Below are 19036 nucleotides of genomic sequence, written 5' to 3' on the forward strand. Positions count from 1 at the left end.
TAAGTTTTTTTGTGACTTTTAAGATTATACAAATTACCACCTATTCTTTTTGTGTTTCATTACTTTACCATTTTGCTTGTAATAATAGTAGTTGTCATCGTTTTGGTAAATACCGTCGTCTTCAAACCTATCGTCATCCCTGTTGTCAAACCATCGATCATCGTCCTCGTATCTATTGCCTTCTCTGTTGTTAAACCATCTTTCGTCATCATATTGGCTGTTTCTATTGCCAAATTGAGGCCCCGTTGTGGCGTTGCCAAAACCATTTAAATTACAATAGCCCCTAACCCGGTTTACCTGTCCATGGGTATTGACGATTTCTCCCCATCGGTTATAGTTTACTCGCAATCCCCCAACTTGAATTAAGGCAGCTTGGGGACGGCCAAAGGCATAATTCATATATACCGCACCCGCTCGCTTGATTCTCCCAAACCTATCATAGTTGAGGTACACATTACCAATGCGCCTTACCTTGCCATTCCTATCATGAGCGATAAATACGCCCCTATTTCTTTGGTAGGGTGAATTTGGTGCACCATAAGTGGTGCTGACGCCACGGCGACTGTTCCAATTGGGCCTGTTGTTATAAAAATCGCGATACGTATCGGTGTTAAAGTCAAAACTTCCGTCAGGGAAAATCAAAAACTCAACACCGCGCTCTATAAATAGGATAGGTTGTGCGTAGCGGAAAGTCTCGGACACATGTTTTCTATGCTTTGGTTTATGGTGATTAGCCTCAAATGCACTTACGGATGTTAAACTCATCAACATGGCCGTAAAAAATAGTACTGTCGTTCTCATCGTTTTTTGATTTAAATTTTACCTACTCTTTAGCTTTTCGGTTTACTCTATTGGAACTACAATTTTCAATTTGCGTGCCAAAAATGTCACTATTTCAAAAACAATATTTAGCAAAAGGTTTATTTCATAAATCTTTTTTTATTTTTAACTAAACAATGAAGTTTAATGTCGGACACATTAGAAACTTGCAAGAATTGTGAGCAGAAGTTTGCAGGGCATTTTAAATTCTGTCCCCATTGCGGGCAACAGGCTAAAGATGAGCTAACTGTAGGGGTGTTGTTTTATAATACGATTAGCAACTATTTTTCTTTTGACGCCCGATTTTTTAAAAGTTTTTTTCCGTTATTGTTTAAGCCTGGTTATTTAGCCAGTAAGTTTATAGAAGGTAAGCGCCTATTGTACCTGCACCCGGCGCAGATGTATCTTTTCATTACGGTTGTTTTTTTCTTTTTGTTTTCATTTGTGCAGCGGCAACAGGTGCAAGCAGTTGACAAAAGTTTTGCTAAGGCATTTAAGTCCAATAGGGGTAACATTGATTCAATTTTACAAAACCAACCCGACGATTTGCAGTATCTGCCAAAATCCTACAGTAAGCAAATCGATTCTTTAACTTCAGCAAAAAATTCAAAAAACAACAATGCGTCTGATTTCGGTTTTAGTTCAAAGAAGCTGGATTCCTTAATTGCCATTGATGCGCCAAAAGATGAAATGTATAAGGCTATAGGGATGCCTGATGACGCGGGCGTATTTACAAGACGGATATATACTCAAGGATTGAAGTTTTATAAATCTAGAAAAGGGGGTAATATACTACAGGCGTTTTATGATACCATACCCATAGCGTTATTTTTCCTATTGCCGATTTTTGCTTTAATATTAAAACTGTTGTATCGAAAAGGCATTTTTTATGCCCATCATTTGGTGTTTAGTTTTTATTACTTTTCCTTTCTTTTTCTAGTTTTCAGCATAATTTTAGCCATCAACTTCATTTTTGATTTGCCGGATTGGATAGACTTTTTGATTATGCTTTCCACTTTTGTTTATTTAAATATAGCGCTAAGTAAATTCTATGCCCAAGGAAAGCTGAAAAGTTTCTTGAAAGCCAGTATTATTTCTGTGTTGTTTTTATTAATAGTGGCACCCATAACTGCATTTATTTTGGGTGTTTACGCGTTTATGTTTTTCTAGCAAAGTAGAAAAATCTGCAAATTCTTGAAGTTGAAATCGAAGTTAAAGTTTTTCCTCAAGATACGCCCCGGTAACTGAGAATTTGTTTTTCACGATATCCTCGGGAGTGCCAAAAGCAACAAGATTGCCGCCCTCTTGTCCGCCGGTAGGGCCTAAGTCAATAATATGGTCGGCACATTTGATAAGTTCCAAATTATGCTCCACTACGATGATGGAGTGCCCTTTTTCGATTAAAGCATCGAAAGACTTCAATAACTTTTGAATGTCATGAAAATGCAGTCCAGTAGTGGGTTCATCAAAAATGAAAAGAGCTTTATCTTTTGAGTTGCCTTTGCCTAAAAATGAGGCAAGTTTTATGCGCTGTGCTTCTCCTCCTGATAGAGTAGACGAGCTTTGCCCCAAAGTAACATAACCCAATCCAACATCTTGCAGAGGTTGCAGTTTGCTTTTAATTTTAGTCTGTTCCGTGGCATCAAAAAAAGTGATTGCCTCGTCAATAGTCAAGTTAAGAATATCATCAATGCTTTTATCCGCAAAAGTCACTTCCAGTACCTCTTTTTTAAAGCGTTTGCCCTTACAGGTTTCACATTCCAGATGCACGTCTGCCATAAATTGCATCTCAATGGTTACTTCACCTTCACCCTTACAAGTCTCACAACGTCCGCTATCTACGTTAAAAGAAAAATGTTTCGCTTGGTAATTTCTAATCTTGCTCAATTTCTGTTTTGAAAACAGAGCGCGAATGTCGTCGTAAGCTTTGATGTAAGTAACAGGATTAGAACGTGAGGATCGTCCAATCGGGTTTTGATCCACAAATTCAATCTGTTTGATATTGCTGAAATTACCTTCCAAAGCAGAAAACTGACCAGGTTTATCCCCAAAGTCCGTCAATGCTTTTTGCAAAGCCGGAAATAGAATCTTTTTGACCAAGGTGCTTTTGCCGCTTCCGGAAACTCCGGTTACCACCGTAAGCATTCCCAATGGAAAACGCACATTTATATTTTTAAGGTTATTTTCCCTCGCACCTTTGATGTCCACAAAGTATTTTGAAGTTCTTCGGGTTTTCGGCACTTCAATTTTCAGGTTCTCATTAAGGTATTTTGCCGTTAAGGAGTCCGAGGCTAAAATATCGTCAAAACTTCCAGTTGCAACAACATTTCCTCCAAAGGTTCCTGCTTCGGGACCGATATCGATAATATGGTCGGCCATTTTCATAATATCCTCATCGTGTTCTACGACGATTACTGTATTACCTAAATCCCGTAGCGATTCTAATACTGAAATCAATCGTTCGGTGTCCTTTGGGTGCAAGCCAATACTGGGTTCATCTAAAATATACATGGAGCCGACCAAGCTACTGCCCAATGAAGTGGCCAAATTAATCCGTTGGCTTTCACCACCAGAAAGCGTATTGGATTTTCGGTTTAAAGTCAAGTAATCCAATCCAACATTAGATAAATAGGATAGCCTATTATTGATTTCTTTCAACAGGCGTGTTGCGATATTGGTATCATGGTCGCTCAATTCTAGCTCCTTAAAAAATTGAACCAGTTTCTTTATTGGCATTTCCACGAGATCCGTAATGGTAACTCCGTTTATTTTGACATAGTTGGCTTCGGGCCGTAATCGTTTACCGTTACAGACTTTGCATTTGGTTTTACCTCGATAGCGCGATAGCATTACCCGGTTTTGAATTTTATATGCTTTAGATTCCAATTCAGCAAAAAAGGAATTCAGGCCTTCAAAATATTGGTTTCCAGTCCAAATTAGTTCCTTTTGTTCCTCCGTCAATTCAAAATAAGGTTTGTGGACAGGAAAGTCGAATTTATGCGAATTGTTCACCAACTGGTCTTTATACCAGCTCATGCTTTCGCCACGCCATGGAAATATGGCACTTTCATAAACAGACAATCCTGTGTTCGGAATCACCAAATCCTCGTCAATTCCGATAATATCGCCGTAGCCCTCACATTTTGGGCAGGCACCATAAGGATTATTGAAGCTGAATAAATGCACGTTGGGCTCCAAAAAACTCATACCGTCCAATTCAAACTTATTGCTGAATTTAACAGCTTTATTGTCATTCAAAGTTTCAACTATACATTCCCCCTTACCTTCAAAAAAAGCCGTTTGTATTGCATCGGCCAATCGATTATAAAAATCGTCCTCGTTTTTCGTGATTACCCTGTCAACTACCAATAAAACCGTTTGGTTTTCAGAAATAGCATCGATTTCATCAATCCGCACCACCGCATCTTCAAGCTTCACCCTAGCATAGCCCTGCTGTTTCAAAGTCTTTAGCTTATCTTCCATGGAGCGTCCTTCTTCCAAATAAATGGGAGAGAGGAGTAAAAGTTTCTCGCCCTCCGAAAAGGATTTAACGTGCTTCAAAACATCAGAAACCCTATGTTTTTTAACCTCATTACCAGAAATGGGGGAGTAAGTTTTCCCGATTCGGGCAAACAATAATTTTAGATAATCATAGATTTCAGTAGTCGTCCCAACTGTTGAGCGTGGATTGGTAGAATTTACCTTTTGCTCAATCGCAATGGCCGGAGCAATCCCTTTGATGTAGTCTACCTTGGGCTTGTTCAATCGTCCTAAAAACTGGCGCGCATAGCTGGAAAGGCTTTCTACATAACGTCTTTGGCCTTCGGCGTAAAGCGTGTCAAAGGCCAAACTGGACTTCCCTGAGCCCGATAACCCTGTGATAACCACTAATTTATTCCGAGGGATTACCACATCAATATTTTTCAGGTTATGCAATTTCGCACCTTTAATGATAATGTGTTCTTTAGGGTTTACTTCAGAAATCGCAGTGTTCATAGGTGTTTTAAGGGAATAATTTTGCAAAGATAGTACAACTAAATGAGCCGAAAAAATGAGGTCTAACTAAACAATTTGTTAAAAAAACTTACGATTTTTTGCATTTTAGGAATGATTGTTGTTATATTTGGACTGTTGCTAACGTATTAAAACACTACTATATAGCGTAAAATTACTTTTAAACTAAAATAACCCCAAGCTACGAAGTACTGCTTCGAGCATTAAAAGTAATTACTATGCAACAACAACTTATCACGGATGCTGTATTGGTCAGCAACTACATCAAGGGACAGGAAAGTGCATTAGAAACTTTAATCACCCGACACAAGCACAAAATTTACAGTTTTATTTATTCAAAAGTATATGATAGGGATATCGCGGAGGATATTTTTCAGGATACTTTTATAAAAGTGATTCGTACCTTAAAACGAGGCGCCTATAATGAAGAAGGCAAATTTTTACCTTGGGTAATGCGCATTGCCCATAATTTGGTCATCGATTATTTTAGAAAAAGTAACCGAATGCCGAAGTTTGACAATGCTGGAGAATTCAGTATTTTTTCGGTGTTGAGTGATAGCTCCCTAAATGCTGAAAAAAGTATTATTAAAGAACAGGTCGAAAACGATGTGCGTCGTTTGGTAGATGAATTGCCGGAGGATCAAAAGGAAGTTTTGATGATGCGCATCTACAACGACATGAGCTTCAAGGAAATATCAGAAAGAACAGGTGTAAGTATCAATACCGCACTCGGCCGAATGCGCTACGCGCTGATTAATCTGAGAAAGATTATTGACAAGCATAATATTGTTTTAACGAATTAATTTCTCAATAGTATTTTGGGCATTCCCCTCGATGAAACTCCCGAAAGTTTAAAGAAAACAGCGTGCTCGGGTCGGGCTTTCCGTTAAAAGTTTTGGCTCGATGCGCGCCTCGCCAAAAGCCACCACTGCAATCCCTAATGCGGGTGCAGATGTTTTAAAGAAAACATTGGGTTTTAATAGGCAGGTCAAGCATCTTTAAAACCCACTTGGCTTTCAGTTTTTGACATTTTCAACATATCATAATTTCAAATGCAATATAAAAGGTTTTGTGGCGTTATTAATTTGAATTAACCCTTAAATTAGTAAAATGGCAAAACTTTACTCTGAACATTCGATTGAAAAAACAAACAATTTAAAGCCTAGGGATGAGACGGTTAAGTTTCTACTGGACTATTCAAAAGCTTTAAGTGTCATAACTGGTAAAAACGAGAAATACGAAACGTTTCTCAATTAAAATTAAGAATCCTGATTATTATATCAGGATTTTTTTTGCTTCAAATAGTCGTTTATCACGGACTTTCTGCCAATCGTTTTGGTAATCACATCCTTTTCCAAATCCCAACCGCGCGCTGGGGAATATTCCCGTCCGTACCATATAATTTGTAGGTGTAAATCGTTCCATAATTCCTTTGGGAACAAACGTTTGGCATCTTTTTCTGTCTGCACCACATTCTTACCATTGCTTAAATTCCAACGGTACATCAATCTGTGAATATGTGTGTCTACAGGAAAGGCAGGGACTCCAAAGGCTTGAGACATCACCACACTTGCTGTTTTATGCCCTACGGCGGGCAAAGCTTCCAAGGCTTCAAAACTCTGAGGCACTTTTCCGTTGTGTTCTTCAATAAGAATTTTGGACAATCCATGAATACCCTTGCTTTTCATTGGGGATAGCCCTACCGGTTTTATAATATCCCTAATTTCCTCAACCGATAGCCTTACCATATCATAGGGGTTGTCGGCCACCTCAAATAGCAAGGGGGTTATTTTATTCACTCGAACGTCCGTACTTTGCGCCGACATTAACACCGCAATCAACAGGGTGTAAGGGTCTTTATGGTCTAAAGGGATTGGGATATGAGGGTAAATCCTGTTTAACGTTTTAATAACAAAGTCAACGCTTTCTTGTTTGGTCATTCGGTCGTATTTTTGCAAAAACGAAGTTAGTAAATTCAAAAACAAAAAAATTGATATGAATACATTAAAAGTAGGGGACAAAGCACCAAATTTTGAAGCCTTTGATGAACAGGGAAACACAATAAAATTAACCGATTATGCAGGGAAAAAGTTAGTTGTTTTCTTTTACCCAAAAGCCAATACGCCAACTTGTACGGTTGAAGCTTGCAATTTGCGTGACGATTATGCTGAATTAAAGGAAAAGGGTTATGAGATTTTGGGTGTTAGCGCAGATTCTCAGCGTAAACAGTCTAACTTTAAGAAGAAGTTTAATTTTCCATACCCATTATTGGCTGATGTCGACAAAGAGGTGATTAAGGCCTTTGGCGTTTGGGGTGAAAAGAAATTTATGGGAAGGGTTTTTGATGGAATTCATCGTATCACCTTCGTGATTGATGAAAATGGCGTGATATCAAAAGTCATTGATAAGGTAAAAGCGAAAGAACACGCTTCGCAAATCTTGGAAGAAGTTTAAAAAAAAGAGCCTTTTGAAGGCTCTTTTTTTTCTATTTCTTTTTGGCAACAGCTCGCCTTTTCAAGGTTAAAGGCTTTAAAGGCCTTCTTGTGTATCCAAAAAGCCTGTAATCCTTTATTAGATCTGCTGTGCCCTCAGGAAGCATTTCTTCCCAGCCCGGTTCTCCTTTTTCGATCATTTCAAGAGCTCTTCTGGAAAATATATTCATAATGCTTTCGTCGTAATCCGCGATATCTATCACTTTTCCATTGTACTTAAAGAATTTGTACAATTCCTTCATACGGGGATATACTTTAAGGTTTTCACTGTTAATAAGCTCTCCAGTTTTTGGGTCTAGCATTGGGTACAGGTAAACTTTTAAGTCCTTAAAGAATAATTTCCCAAAGGCTTCCAAAATGCCCCCGCTTATATGGCGATAATACTTTTCATCAAAAATATCTACTAAATTACTGACGCCCATGGCAAGACCCATTCTGGCTTTGGTGTAATTTGAAAAGTACTCTACTACCTTATAGTACTCTTGGAAGTTGGATATCATAACAGACTGCCCTAAAGCACATAGCAGATCCGCTCTGTCAATAAAATCTTGTTCATCAATTTTTCCTTCGGCACGTAAATTTGATAATGTAATTTCAAAAACAACCACAGTTTTATCAGGGTCTACCTTATTTTCTTTGACAAACATTTCATATGATTTCTCATACATAGCCATGTTCACTTTGGTCACCGGTCTAAAACTTCCGCGTAGCGCCAAGATGTTTTTCTTATAAAAAACACGAGCAGGTAGTACATTGTTGCCATCGGGTCCGAACATCACCGCGTCAGTCATGCCGTTTTTAACCAGTTGAAGACTCATCAGTCTGTTATCCACATTCTTGAAAACAGGTCCAGAGAAGTTTATCGTGTCAATTTCCAATTGGTCTTTATCCAAATGGTCATAAAGGTACCTCAGTAACTTTTTCGGCTCATTATATTTGTAAAATGCCCCATAAATCAAGTTGGTACCCAGAACCCCCAAAGTTTCCTGCTGTAAACGGGCGTCGGTTTCCTTAAATCGGACGTGTAGGATGATTTCGTTATAACCTCCACCGGCCTCTACTTGGTATTTGATGCCAACCCAACCATGACCCTTAAATTGCTTTGCGAAGTCAATTGTAGCTACGGTATTCGCGTAAGTGAAAAATATTTTATTGGGGTTTTTATCTCGTGTAATGCGCTCCTCCATCAGAGCCATTTCGTGAATCAGCATTTTTCGCAATCGGGACTCCGTAACATAACGCCTGTCATCTTCAATTCCATAAATGGCATCACTAAAATCCTTGTCATATGCAGACATTGCCTTGGCAATAGTTCCGGAAGCACCTCCAGCCCTAAAAAAATGACGTGCGGTTTCTTGTCCCGCGCCTATTTCGGCAAAAGTGCCATAGATGTTTTCATTGAGGTTTATCTTGAGGGCCTTGGATTTTAATGAAGGAATATCATCAAATTCTCTATCTCCGTGAATGCTGATTTCCATAGGCAATATAGGTTAATAACATTTTTGTGTAAAGATATTAAATAAGGATAGCATACAAAAAAATAACCCTATTTTTGTCCGTGAAAAAACTAACATTTTGGAAGTTACTTTTCTTGGTACGGGGACATCCCAAGGGGTTCCAGTGATAGGGAGCAATCACCCCGTTTGCTTAAGTGAGGACAGCAGGGATAAACGCTTAAGATCTTCCGTTTTGATTGAGTGGGGCGGTTTCAGTTACGTTATTGATTGTGGCCCAGATTTTAGACAACAAATGTTGCGTAGCAATTGCGAAAAAATAGATGGCATTTTGTTTACTCATGAACACTCGGACCATGTGTTAGGGTTGGATGATATTCGCCCATTTTATTATAAACAAGGCGCAATTTCATTGTATGGCCACAAACGGGTTTTGAAATCTCTAAAACAGCGTTTCGATTACATTTTTAAAACCGAAAATAAGTATCCTGGCGCACCATCTGTTGATATACGCAGAGTAAAGAACAAAGCTTTTAGGTTAGGGAATTTGGATGTGGTCCCGGTGAAGGGGTCGCATTATGAGCTTGATGTTTTTGGTTTTCGCTTTAAGGATTTTGCATATTTGACAGATATGAAAACCGTAAAGGACAAGGAAGTTGAAAAAATTAAAAACGTTAAAGTTCTTGTGGTTAACGCGTTGCGTATTGAAACCCATTATTCCCATTTTAATTTGGAGGAAGCCCTTGATTTTATTGAAAAGGTGAACCCAGAACGGGCTTATTTAACACATATAGGCCATATGCTTGGTTTTCACTCGGAAGTAGAGAAACAATTGCCCTCTAACGTTTTTCTGGCTTATGATAATCTAAAAATCACGATATAACATATGAAACAGAAAATTTTCATGTATCTGTTTGTGTTTTCAATTCTATTGGTGCTATTCCAATATGTGAATTCCAAACGCATTTTTGAAGATCAGAATAAAAAATTGGAAAAGGCTAAAGCTAAAGTTGAAATGCTTAAAGATTCTCTAGCCACAATAAATGACTCGTTTTTGAACCAATCCCATTTTAATTTGGAGCGCAATGAAGACGCCATCAGTTACTTTGAGGAGGAGGGGCATAATGTTTCTGAACTAGCGCCTTTAATAAAAGATGAATTGTATAGCCTTAACACCGTAAAGGGCCAACATCCTGTTGTGCCGTATGCATCTTCAGATGGTAAAAAAATGCTCGTAAATACAGTTAAATTGCTCAATCACAAATGGATTATTGCAGATTTTTCGGATGGCCAATATTGGGGAGAAGTATTATTAGCTTACGAAGTTTCCAAAGACAAAAAAGTAACCTTCAATTTGTTAGAGTCCTTTCTGTACCCTTTTGATTAATTGATTTTTATAGCGGTACCCTTTTCCACACGGCGTTTTTCGCCTTCGTTTAACGAGGCCTTGGCGTATTCAAAAGTGTACGAACTGTCGGTTGTGCTCAATATTTTCATGTGTATGGGGTCTTTTTCCGATAACGATTTAGGGTTGATTTTATGTAGAACAAATTCGCAATCGTTGATCCAACGGATTTTTGAACTGTCCACTTTATTGTCGTAATAATTGATGTTTGTTGTTGGGGTCCGCCTAAATTGGGCGGTTTTAGTGAATCCGTCAACCGTGTATTCAAAACGAAACAGGCCTGTTTTAAAATCGGAGCAATTCCGTTCGCTTTGGTAGCACGAGGTTAGCAGGATAGATGCCGCAATAATGACTAATTTCCTCATTTAACTATTTTAAAGCAAAACTATAAAACCTAGGGCTATTTTTCGAAATTTTCAAAACTTCCATCGGAATAAAAGATGACAATACGCTCTATTTCTTTGGGTTTGTTGTCTTTATTCGAGATTTTTTGAATAGGAGTCTCCAACGATTTAGGTACTGATGATGTATCTGAAACAGTTTCGGATTTCGGAAATGTCCCTTTTCCATTCAAAAGCCAATACAATTCCACATCTGGATAGGAGGTGAGTACCTTTAGTACAAAATCTAAACTTGGTTTATTTCTGCCACTCAAAATGTGTGAAATACTAGAGCGTTGCACCCCTATTTTCTCAGCAAAGAAGGAGGCAGTTTCACCATAATAATCCATCACTTTTTGTAGGCGATTCGCAAAATCCGTACTGTTTATCATTGTAAAATAGATTTAAGGCAAAAATACGTTACAAAAGTAACAAATCAATCTGAAACTGTGGTTTAGAGTGTGTGATTAATTTATAAAAAACTGACTTTTCACTTTAAATAAAGTAATTTAAAATACTGAAAATGAACTTTTTATATTTAAATTATTGAATATAATGAGAATTTTTCAATAACATCGTTTAAGAAAGGTGTCACATGTTTACAATATTATACAAATTGGCTAAATTGAGACGTTTACAATTGTAAAATCATAAATGTTTACATTTGTGTCCTAAAGAAAATTCATGGATATCATCGGCATACAAACACTCTATAATTTGAATAAGGAAAAGTCACTTTTTCACCGTTATATTACCAATGAAAAAATTGCACCCCTTCTTAAAAAAATTAAGAGCAAAGTGGAAATTAGAGAAATTGGTAAGTCTGTTTTAAATGATTCTATTTATGCCATTACAATTGGAAAAGGACCAAAGAGAGTACTTATGTGGTCTCAAATGCATGGTAACGAATCCACTACCACAAAGGCGATTTTTGATTTTCTCAACACTTGTTTGGCTGAAAACACGTTGACAGATACCATTTTGAAATCCTGCACGCTTTGTATCATACCAATTTTAAACCCCGATGGAGCTAAGGCGTATACCAGGATTAATGCCAATGAAATTGACTTAAACAGGGATGCGCAACAGCGCTCCCAGCCTGAAAGTGTTGCTCTTAGAAATGTTTTTGTGGAGTTCAAACCTGATTATTGTTTCAATCTGCATGGGCAACGTACCATATTTAGTGCTGGTAAGGCTAAGAAGTCTGCAATAGTATCTTTTCTGTCTCCTGCACAGGACGAGGCCTGCTCAGTCACACCCAACCGGAAAATTGCCATGGAAATAATTGCTGAAATGAACAGGGCCTTACAGGAAATCATTCCCAATCATGTTGGTGTGTACGATGATGCTTTCAATTTAAACTGTGTTGGGGATACCTTTCAAAGTGAAAACATTCCGACTATATTATTTGAAGCAGGCCATTTTCCCGATGATTATCCACGGGATAAAACCCGTGAATTGATTTATTTATCTTATATGACAGCCTTGCACCATATTGCAGTTAATGATTTAAAAGGCGACCATTATGAGTCTTATTTTGATATTCCTGAAAATGAAAAATTGTTTTATGATGTGATTATCCGAAATGCAAAAATAGTTGAAAATGAAGAAATTAAGGATATTGGCATCCAATTTGAGGAACGATTGATGGTTTCAGAAGTGAAATTTGTTCCAATTGTGAAAAAGATCGAAAATTTATCTGGATTTCACGGACATAAAGAACTTGATGCTAATGGGGCAGTAGTGCTGGGTGAAAATGACGAAACGCTCAAAGTAGGTAACGAAAACGTTTGCGTAAAATTGAATAATGAGAAAATCGTATTTTTCTCAAAATAAAACGCACTAAAAATGCGTAATCTTTAAAGAGAATGTATTAATTTTGCCTTTTATCTAACAAAATTTCATTATGGGGAAAATTAAATTAGACGAAATAGACCATCAAATTCTTGACATGTTGATCGACAACACTAGGATTCCATTTACCGACATTGCAAAGAAATTATTGATCTCTGCTGGAACGGTACACGTTCGTGTAAAAAAAATGGAGGAATCGGGAATTATCAGGGGCTCTTCGTTGACTTTAGATTACAAAAAACTTGGTTATTCGTTTATTGCTTACGTAGGCGTTTATCTAAACAACACCTCTCAAACCCAGTTTGTGTTGGAGCGTATTAATGAAATCCCTTTTGTGACTGTTGCGCACATTACCACTGGAAAATTTAATATCTTCTGTAAAATAAGGGGGAGAAACACCGAGCATGCCAAGGAGGTGATTTTTAAATTAGATGAAATCGAAGGTGTTTATCGCACCGAAACAATGATTTCTTTAGAAGAGAGTATTAATGATAAAAAACGTTTGATGCATTCCATATTTAATGAAATGTAATTTGCTTTCAGAAGTATATCAAAAAGAGGCCTAATTAGGCCTCTTTTTTTTAAACGTGCTCTTTTAGTCTGTAGAGAGGAAAAAAGTCAGAATCAGTATTTGTAATATTGTTTCGTTTACAAATATTCTTGTAAGCGCCTTTTCTCGTAATAAGCTTCCAAACAAAAAATGGATGGAACTCGTCTGAAAAGGATGACTTAAATTTAAACAATGAATTGTTTTCATCGGCTCCCAAACCGCCACCGAGGTTAAAATTAAAATAGCCATCCTCGTGGGCTTTAACTCGCATTTGATCTATAAGGAACTTGGTGCCATTAAGGTGTAAATGCTCGTTTGAAGATCCGGAAAGATGGTATTGTACTGTCGACTTTGTTTTGATAAACATTGCTCCTGCAATGACTTCGCCAGAGGCTTCTTCAACAGCCAGTAGTATTTCTGTTTTAAAATCTTTGGCCGACCTTAAATTTTTAAAATAGTCGTCATCAAAGTAGTAAATGCTTTTCGCATTTAAGCGGTCCATATTTTGATAATATAACTGCTTGAATATTTGATGGTCTTCGTCAGTCTGGGCGTATTTAAGTTTTAGTAGCCTTTTTGCTTTATTAACATAAGTTTTTAACCTCCTTTGGTAAAGTCGCCTTTGTTTCTCCAAGCTTAAAGTGAGATTAATGTTTACAACTCGACCTAAATAAGATAAGTCGCCAAAACCATAAAGGATAATATTTTGGAATGGCATAAAGGGGTGAAGCCTTACGAATACACTAATAATGTTGTTTTCTACGAAAAAACGCCTTAATCGCTTTTGAAAATTGATTGGATTAAAGTTAAGGGGGATTCTATTTGAAATAGGTCCAGAATAGCCATAAACAGAAGTGGCGTCAAAGTACGCCGTACCATTTATTTTTCTTATCAACAATGGCAATCCAATAAGCACGGCATCTTGCTCGTACTTGATCAAAACAGCCGAATCGGAAGATTCTTTGGCAATTTGATGATAATCATAGGTATGATATACATCGTAATCATCTACCGAATCCAAAAACTGATTCCATTCAGTTTTGGACGTAATTATCTCTATGTTTGACTTTGAAATAGCTATTTTTTTCTTTTTCTGGATAACTAATTTATAACAATAATATAATTAGTCCAAATAAAATAAGCCTATTGGATGTAAGTGTATATTAAGTCTTTTAAAGTTGACGTACTTTGCTTATAGGTAGGAAATTATGTCTTGTAGTAAAGACGGATTATTAATTGTTGTTGCCTTTCCATTCTGGCATTATTACCTCTTTTTCGCCTTCAGAACCACTATTAATGCCTTCTCTCTGCAACACTTTTTGGACTGTTTTGATAAGTATTTTAACGTCCAATGCAAATGAAAGATTTTCAACATAGTATACATCCAATTCAAATTTTTGACCCCAGCTAATAGCATTTCTGCCATTAACTTGTGCCCATCCCGTTACCCCTGGTTTTACACCCAACCTTTTGCGTTGCCTTTCGTTATAAAGGGGCACATATTGCGTTAGTAAGGGTCTTGGCCCTATAATACTCATGTCGCCATTTAAAACATTAAACAATTGTGGGATCTCGTCAACGGAGTATTTTCTGAGGAAGCCGCCAACTTTGGTTACTCTGGCCATGTTATGCAGGTCATCTGATTTGGTAGATTTAATGTCCCGCATGGTTTTGAATTTAACTATTCTAAAAGGATTTCCATCTTTCCCTGGTCTTTCCTGAAAGAAAAATGGGGAACCATTATTGACAACAATCAATATCAATATAACGACTATAAGAACTGGAGAAAACAGTAATATTCCAAAAGCGGATAGCAGTATGTCCAAAATTCTTTTCAATAGGTTTTTATACATGTCTTATCTCAGTTAGATTACAATTGATTGTATTCTTCCAAAATGGATTTCCAAACAAACTTTTGCTCGTACTTTTTTATTACAATCTCCCTTGACCTTTGGCCCATATTTTTCAAGCCTTCTTGGTTCAATACTATGTGTTCCATGGCATTGTAAAGCGCCTCCCTATCTTTTTTTGGGATGATAAATCCATTTTCATCTTGAGTGATTACTTCATTACATCCATTAATATCTGTAACTATACTCGCCAGTTCCATGGCACAGGCTTGCATCACCACATTAGGAAATCCTTCACGATAACTTGGAAAGGCCAGTGCATTGGAAATTGTATAATACGGCCTCACATCATCTGCCCAACCAGTTTCAATAATATTTGGGTTCGATTCAATAATTGTAGTGGTTTCGGGAAGTAGCGGGTCTAATTGTTTTTCGTAGCCCCCTACAAGTAATAATTTCAGATTATCATGTTTTTTGTTCAGAGCATCAAAAGCCGAAATAAGCTCGTTTATGCCCTTGTCCTTTACCAATCTACCAACAAACACAAAAACGAAATCATTTTTATTAATGTTGTATTTTTTTCTGAGGACATCTCGTTCTGTTTCACTAAAGTGTTTGCGGTCAAAATGCGTCGTATCAATTCCGTTCGAGCTGCCGTTACCAATAATCTTAAGTTTTGAAGGCTTCGCGATTTTTTCTTCTAAAATTATGTCCTTCAATCCATAGGAATTTGGATATATTTTGGTGGCACAGGCGTAAGTTATTTTTTCCACAAAAATCAACAACTTTCTTTTGAAGCCTTCTGCTTCCACAAGCGGAAGCCCGGCAATAGTATGCAATCTGTTAGGGACTCTGGCGATCCATGCGGCCAGCATACCCAAGGTACCAGCTTTTGGTGTATGGGAATGCACGATATGGGGCTTTTCCCTTCTCATGATTTTATACAGACGATAAACCGCAATCAAATCTTTAAGCGGAGTAATCTTTCTTGTCATTGGAACCACCATGGATTTTACTCCTTCTGATTTTTCCAGCTTCTCCAATCGCCCAAAGGAATCTGGGGAGGAAATCGTAATCACATCAAAATGGGGCGAAACATAGCCCATCTGACCTTTTAACAATGTTGTTAAAGAGCCTGAAACCGTCGTAATTCTGATGATTTTCTTCTTAGTCATTCAAATAAGTGTTGAAGTACCATTTCTGGAAACAATAGTAGGACCACACCTTAAATGTATTGTCCATTGTGCCGTTTAAATGGTTTTGCACAAGTTTGATAATATCATCAATTTTAAATATGCCTTGGGCTTCCAATTTTTTTCTATCTATAAAGCTTTCTAGTTCATCTTTAAGTACTGTTCTAAGCCAATTGCCAACAGGAACTCCAAAACCGCTTTTGCCCAAATCTAAAAACTTTTCGGGGAATTGATCTCTAAACGCATCTTTAAGGATTCGTTTCTTGTCCCATCGGTTTAACAGATAATCATCAGGCAAAGTCCTGGTGTAGTCCCATAGTTTTTTATTCAGAAATGGAGCCCTGCATTCCAGGGAATTAAACATACTTGTTCGGTCTACTTTTACCAAAAGATCCCCTTCCAAACTGATGAGTCTGTCCACCTTCCTAAAGTCGTTTAAAGTTTTAGGCCGTTCTAGGTTGAACAAATCTTGATAAGCTTTGAAAATATTTTTAATGTGCCAGTTTGGCTTAATAATAGCTGAAACTTCGTTGCTAGTATTGGCAAGGGAAATGATATCCCAGTAAAATCCACCATCATAGTCAATACTGTTCAAAAGTCGCCGAATCTTATACTTCCTACCTCTGTCATCGTTGCTAGTTTTAAAAAGATTATCGGAGGCGCTGCGTAATATGCTATGCGCAAACTTCGGCATGTAAGTTGTATACATTTTATTGAGCCTTCCGATATAATGTTTGTTGTAGCCACCAAAAACCTCATCTCCACCATCCCCGGTTAAAGCTACTTTTACGTGTTCGCTTGTTTTTTTAGACACCAAATAAGTGGGAAGGGCAGAGGAGTCTGCAAAAGGCTCATCAAAATTCAATACAATTTCTGAAATGTTATCCTTGAGATCGTTTTCGTCAATTATGAATTCATGATGTTTGCTATTGATCATTTTTGCCACCAGTCTTGACTTTTCCGATTCGTCATAACCCGCTTCTTTGAAGCCAATAGAGAAGGTATTTATTTTTGATTCCACACCTTGGGAAAGGCAAAGAGACACAACGGATGAATCTACGCCACCGGATAAAAAGGTTCCTAGGGGCACATCCGCAACAGATCGGCTTTGAACACTGTTATATACCATGTCCTTTACCGCCTTAGTCGCCTCCTCATATGGAATATCAATTTTTTCAGTAGCTTCAAAAGGATTGATGCATTTGATATCGAAACTGTTTTTGGCAATATCAAACTCAATATAGTTGTTGGCCTCTAGCTTTTTTACGCCATCATAGATGGTGTGGGGTGCAGGAATATAGGTTAGCCTAAAAAACAGGTTCAGTCCTTCTTTGCTGATTTCTGGTTTATGCCCAATGGCTTTAACAAGTGATTTTAGCTCTGAAGCCCAAACGAATTTTTCATCTGATCTGTAATAATATAAAGGCTTTTCGCCAAAATAGTCCCGTGCTATAAACAGTTTGTTTTTATTTTTATCGTAGATGCTAAATCCAAACATACCGTCCAAATCCTTAAAGGATTCTGACCCGTATTTTTCATAAAGCTTAAGAATTACCTCGGTATCGCTTGTGGTATTGAATGTTACACCTTCACTCTGCAACTTGGATTTTAGTTCACGGTAGTTATATATTTCACCATTAAAAACGATGACTATACTTTTATCGTCTGTAAAAATAGGCTGTTTGCCCGAGCTTAAATCGATAATTGAAAGCCGCCTCATTCCCATGCCAACGGAATGTGTTTTATTGGATTCGCAGAATACGCCGTCCTCATCGGGTCCACGATGGAAGATCAGGTCGTTCATGCTTTGCATATCTGCCTGAAGCTGTTTTTTATCTAATGTATTTGATGCTATATATCCGTTAATGCCGCACATGAGAGTTTGTCTTTAAGTAAAAATCTTGAAGGTTTTTTGCGTTTTGGTAAATGTCATACCCGCCTTTTTTGATTTGGTCAGTTGTGTTTGTTCGAATGTAATTTAACTTTTCAATCACCATATCTGCCCATTTTTCTATAGGGGCCTTTAGGTTTAGAAAAACAATTTGATTGGTAATATTGACTTCAGGGGTCACGGTATCCGAAGTCACAATATTTAAACCTGAGGCCTGGGCTTCAACTAAGGTTACTGGGAGTCCCTCATATAATGATGGAAACAGGAACAAATCAAATGCTTGTAAGAGTTCAGGAATATTCTTTTTAACACCTAGGAATAAAATACTTTCAGAAATACCTAGTTTTTCTGCTTCTTTTTCTATGGCACTTTTAAGATTGCCATCTCCAATTAGCATGAGTACACAGTCTTTGTCCTTTTTCAATACTTCATTAAATACCTTAATCAAGAAAAAATGATTCTTCTGTTCATTAAACCTTCCTACATGGCCTATTATTTTTTTGTCCTCTAACTTATACTGTTTTCTAATTTCCTTAGACCTGGAAACATCATAGCTAAAAAGTTCAGAATTAATGGCATTGTTTATTACGGTTACCCTTTCTTGATTGTTTTTTCCAAAAAGCCACTGTCCGGCTTTTACACCACACGCGAAATAATGCGTTGCTACTTTTGGAACTTTAGTCCTAATTAGGGATTGAATTGAATCTTTTACCGTTGCTTTTATGTCAGTATTCTTTTTGAATATCTTTTTAAGGATAAAAGGCTCAACTGCCAGATGGCTATGTGCCACCCGAATAGGGATATTGTTGTTTTTTGCAATTTTAAGAATAATGCAACTCAAAGCATTTAAATGCGAATGTACAATCTTATATTCCGGATGGGATTTAAAAAAGTTAGTCAGCTTTTTTTTATAATCGGAATAGTTCTTTGGATTAATTGCTGGCATCCTATAGATTTTACCTCCAAGATTTTCAATCTCGTCGTCGAAAAATCCTCGTTCTGGTCTGTGTAACAGAAAGTCAAACTGTACCTTGGCCTTGTCCACATTTCGATAATAATTCATTATCATAGTTTCTGCTCCACCAAGATTCATTATCGTCAGTACTTGTAAAACTCTTGTAGGTTGTTCCATAT

The 19036-nt window shown here is 37.4% G+C and carries 19 protein-coding genes; 8 read left to right on the forward strand and 11 right to left on the reverse strand.

Annotation, left to right across the window (positions count from 1 at the left end; genetic code table 11):
* Positions 1-33: 33 nt before the first annotated feature.
* Entirely contained in the window at positions 34-801 is a 768-nt protein-coding gene (locus tag ACFSR8_RS06920; RefSeq protein WP_380290407.1) for a hypothetical protein, read from the reverse strand.
* A gap of 165 nt (positions 802-966) precedes the next feature.
* Here ACFSR8_RS06920 and ACFSR8_RS06925 point away from each other — a divergent pair, with 165 nt between their 5' ends.
* Complete coding sequence (locus ACFSR8_RS06925) at positions 967-1989, forward strand: DUF3667 domain-containing protein (protein WP_380290409.1); 1023 nt, start codon at positions 967-969, stop codon at positions 1987-1989.
* A 42-nt stretch (positions 1990-2031) separates the two neighbouring features.
* Here ACFSR8_RS06925 and uvrA read toward each other — a convergent pair whose 3' ends face one another.
* Positions 2032-4815 carry an excinuclease ABC subunit UvrA gene (uvrA, locus tag ACFSR8_RS06930; RefSeq protein WP_380290411.1) on the reverse strand — a complete coding sequence of 928 codons (2784 nt, stop codon included), beginning with the start codon at positions 4813-4815 and terminating at the stop codon, positions 2032-2034.
* A gap of 236 nt (positions 4816-5051) precedes the next feature.
* Between uvrA and ACFSR8_RS06935 the strand changes: the two genes are divergently transcribed.
* Together ACFSR8_RS06935 and ACFSR8_RS06940 are read left to right on the forward strand one after the other, a co-directional pair.
* On the forward strand, positions 5052-5636 hold the full coding sequence (locus ACFSR8_RS06935; protein ID WP_380290413.1) for an RNA polymerase sigma factor: 585 nt from the start codon (positions 5052-5054) through the stop codon (positions 5634-5636).
* A gap of 307 nt (positions 5637-5943) precedes the next feature.
* Positions 5944-6090: a hypothetical protein gene (locus tag ACFSR8_RS06940; protein ID WP_380290415.1), complete on the forward strand. Its 147-nt coding sequence runs from the start codon at positions 5944-5946 to the stop codon at positions 6088-6090.
* 23 nt (positions 6091-6113) lie between these two features.
* On the opposite strand, the gene ACFSR8_RS06945 is transcribed toward ACFSR8_RS06940, so the two are convergent.
* Positions 6114-6773, reverse strand: a complete 660-nt coding sequence (locus ACFSR8_RS06945; RefSeq protein ID WP_380290417.1) for an endonuclease III domain-containing protein — start codon at positions 6771-6773, stop codon at positions 6114-6116.
* A 55-nt stretch (positions 6774-6828) separates the two neighbouring features.
* Here ACFSR8_RS06945 and bcp point away from each other — a divergent pair, with 55 nt between their 5' ends.
* Complete coding sequence (bcp, locus tag ACFSR8_RS06950) at positions 6829-7287, forward strand: thioredoxin-dependent thiol peroxidase (RefSeq protein ID WP_380290419.1); 459 nt, start codon at positions 6829-6831, stop codon at positions 7285-7287.
* A gap of 31 nt (positions 7288-7318) precedes the next feature.
* Here the strand turns inward: bcp and ACFSR8_RS06955 are convergent, their stop codons facing one another.
* On the reverse strand, positions 7319-8803 hold the full coding sequence (locus ACFSR8_RS06955; RefSeq protein ID WP_380290421.1) for a TonB-dependent receptor: 1485 nt from the start codon (positions 8801-8803) through the stop codon (positions 7319-7321).
* A gap of 97 nt (positions 8804-8900) precedes the next feature.
* Between ACFSR8_RS06955 and ACFSR8_RS06960 the strand changes: the two genes are divergently transcribed.
* Together ACFSR8_RS06960 and ACFSR8_RS06965 are read left to right on the forward strand one after the other, a co-directional pair.
* Positions 8901-9662 carry an MBL fold metallo-hydrolase gene (locus ACFSR8_RS06960; RefSeq protein WP_380290423.1) on the forward strand — a complete coding sequence of 254 codons (762 nt, stop codon included), beginning with the start codon at positions 8901-8903 and terminating at the stop codon, positions 9660-9662.
* 3 nt (positions 9663-9665) lie between these two features.
* Positions 9666-10166 carry a hydrolase gene (locus ACFSR8_RS06965; protein ID WP_380290425.1) on the forward strand — a complete coding sequence of 167 codons (501 nt, stop codon included), beginning with the start codon at positions 9666-9668 and terminating at the stop codon, positions 10164-10166.
* On the opposite strand, the gene ACFSR8_RS06970 is transcribed toward ACFSR8_RS06965, so the two are convergent.
* Both ACFSR8_RS06970 and ACFSR8_RS06975 read right to left on the reverse strand, forming a co-directional pair.
* Complete coding sequence (locus tag ACFSR8_RS06970; RefSeq protein ID WP_380290427.1) at positions 10163-10549, reverse strand: hypothetical protein; 387 nt, start codon at positions 10547-10549, stop codon at positions 10163-10165. The two genes, ACFSR8_RS06965 and ACFSR8_RS06970, sit on opposite strands and share 4 nt — an antisense overlap.
* Before the next feature lie 35 nt (positions 10550-10584).
* On the reverse strand, positions 10585-10956 hold the full coding sequence (locus tag ACFSR8_RS06975) for a helix-turn-helix domain-containing protein (protein ID WP_380290429.1): 372 nt from the start codon (positions 10954-10956) through the stop codon (positions 10585-10587).
* A gap of 292 nt (positions 10957-11248) precedes the next feature.
* Here ACFSR8_RS06975 and ACFSR8_RS06980 point away from each other — a divergent pair, with 292 nt between their 5' ends.
* Positions 11249-12400 carry a M14 family zinc carboxypeptidase gene (locus ACFSR8_RS06980; protein WP_380290431.1) on the forward strand — a complete coding sequence of 384 codons (1152 nt, stop codon included), beginning with the start codon at positions 11249-11251 and terminating at the stop codon, positions 12398-12400.
* A gap of 70 nt (positions 12401-12470) precedes the next feature.
* On the forward strand, positions 12471-12950 hold the full coding sequence (locus ACFSR8_RS06985; RefSeq protein WP_186562392.1) for an Lrp/AsnC family transcriptional regulator: 480 nt from the start codon (positions 12471-12473) through the stop codon (positions 12948-12950).
* 49 nt (positions 12951-12999) lie between these two features.
* On the opposite strand, the gene ACFSR8_RS06990 is transcribed toward ACFSR8_RS06985, so the two are convergent.
* The 5 genes from ACFSR8_RS06990 to ACFSR8_RS07010 all read right to left on the reverse strand — a co-directional run bounded on the left by ACFSR8_RS06990 (position 13000) and on the right by ACFSR8_RS07010 (position 19034).
* Positions 13000-13989 (reverse strand): peptidoglycan bridge formation glycyltransferase FemA/FemB family protein, encoded by a 990-nt coding sequence (locus ACFSR8_RS06990; protein WP_380290434.1) that lies wholly within the window; start codon positions 13987-13989, stop codon positions 13000-13002.
* A 211-nt stretch (positions 13990-14200) separates the two neighbouring features.
* Complete coding sequence (locus ACFSR8_RS06995; protein WP_380290436.1) at positions 14201-14821, reverse strand: sugar transferase; 621 nt, start codon at positions 14819-14821, stop codon at positions 14201-14203.
* 17 nt (positions 14822-14838) lie between these two features.
* Entirely contained in the window at positions 14839-15993 is a 1155-nt protein-coding gene (locus tag ACFSR8_RS07000) for a glycosyltransferase family 4 protein (protein ID WP_380290438.1), read from the reverse strand.
* Positions 15986-17887, reverse strand: coding sequence for an asparagine synthase (glutamine-hydrolyzing) (gene asnB, locus ACFSR8_RS07005; protein ID WP_380290440.1), 1902 nt, complete (start codon positions 17885-17887; stop codon positions 15986-15988). Before asnB ends, ACFSR8_RS07000 begins: the two co-directional genes overlap by 8 nt.
* A complete protein-coding gene (locus ACFSR8_RS07010) occupies positions 17874-19034 on the reverse strand; it encodes a glycosyltransferase family 1 protein (RefSeq protein ID WP_380290442.1) in 1161 nt (386 codons plus the stop codon). The genes asnB and ACFSR8_RS07010 overlap by 14 nt, the downstream gene beginning before the upstream one ends.
* Between the last annotated feature and the right edge of the window lie 2 nt (positions 19035-19036).

The sequence above is a fragment of the Hyunsoonleella rubra genome (assembly GCF_042684665.1).
GTDB lineage: Bacteria > Bacteroidota > Bacteroidia > Flavobacteriales > Flavobacteriaceae > Jejuia > Jejuia rubra.

Bases quoted from the DNA above. Each gene is read 5' to 3' on its own strand.
- ACFSR8_RS06920 (WP_380290407.1), bottom strand. From the start codon at position 801: ATGAGAACGACAGTACTATTTTTTACGGCCATGTTGATGAGTTTAACA.
- ACFSR8_RS06925 (WP_380290409.1), top strand. From the start codon at position 967: ATGTCGGACACATTAGAAACTTGCAAGAATTGTGAGCAGAAGTTTGCA.
- uvrA (WP_380290411.1), bottom strand. From the start codon at position 4,815: ATGAACACTGCGATTTCTGAAGTAAACCCTAAAGAACACATTATCATT.
- ACFSR8_RS06935 (WP_380290413.1), top strand. From the start codon at position 5,052: ATGCAACAACAACTTATCACGGATGCTGTATTGGTCAGCAACTACATC.
- ACFSR8_RS06940 (WP_380290415.1), top strand. From the start codon at position 5,944: ATGGCAAAACTTTACTCTGAACATTCGATTGAAAAAACAAACAATTTA.
- ACFSR8_RS06945 (WP_380290417.1), bottom strand. From the start codon at position 6,773: ATGACCAAACAAGAAAGCGTTGACTTTGTTATTAAAACGTTAAACAGG.
- bcp (WP_380290419.1), top strand. From the start codon at position 6,829: ATGAATACATTAAAAGTAGGGGACAAAGCACCAAATTTTGAAGCCTTT.
- ACFSR8_RS06955 (WP_380290421.1), bottom strand. From the start codon at position 8,803: ATGGAAATCAGCATTCACGGAGATAGAGAATTTGATGATATTCCTTCA.
- ACFSR8_RS06965 (WP_380290425.1), top strand. From the start codon at position 9,666: ATGAAACAGAAAATTTTCATGTATCTGTTTGTGTTTTCAATTCTATTG.
- ACFSR8_RS06970 (WP_380290427.1), bottom strand. From the start codon at position 10,549: ATGAGGAAATTAGTCATTATTGCGGCATCTATCCTGCTAACCTCGTGC.
- ACFSR8_RS06975 (WP_380290429.1), bottom strand. From the start codon at position 10,956: ATGATAAACAGTACGGATTTTGCGAATCGCCTACAAAAAGTGATGGAT.
- ACFSR8_RS06980 (WP_380290431.1), top strand. From the start codon at position 11,249: ATGGATATCATCGGCATACAAACACTCTATAATTTGAATAAGGAAAAG.
- ACFSR8_RS06985 (WP_186562392.1), top strand. From the start codon at position 12,471: ATGGGGAAAATTAAATTAGACGAAATAGACCATCAAATTCTTGACATG.
- ACFSR8_RS06995 (WP_380290436.1), bottom strand. From the start codon at position 14,821: ATGTATAAAAACCTATTGAAAAGAATTTTGGACATACTGCTATCCGCT.
- ACFSR8_RS07000 (WP_380290438.1), bottom strand. From the start codon at position 15,993: ATGACTAAGAAGAAAATCATCAGAATTACGACGGTTTCAGGCTCTTTA.
- asnB (WP_380290440.1), bottom strand. From the start codon at position 17,887: ATGTGCGGCATTAACGGATATATAGCATCAAATACATTAGATAAAAAA.
- ACFSR8_RS07010 (WP_380290442.1), bottom strand. From the start codon at position 19,034: ATGGAACAACCTACAAGAGTTTTACAAGTACTGACGATAATGAATCTT.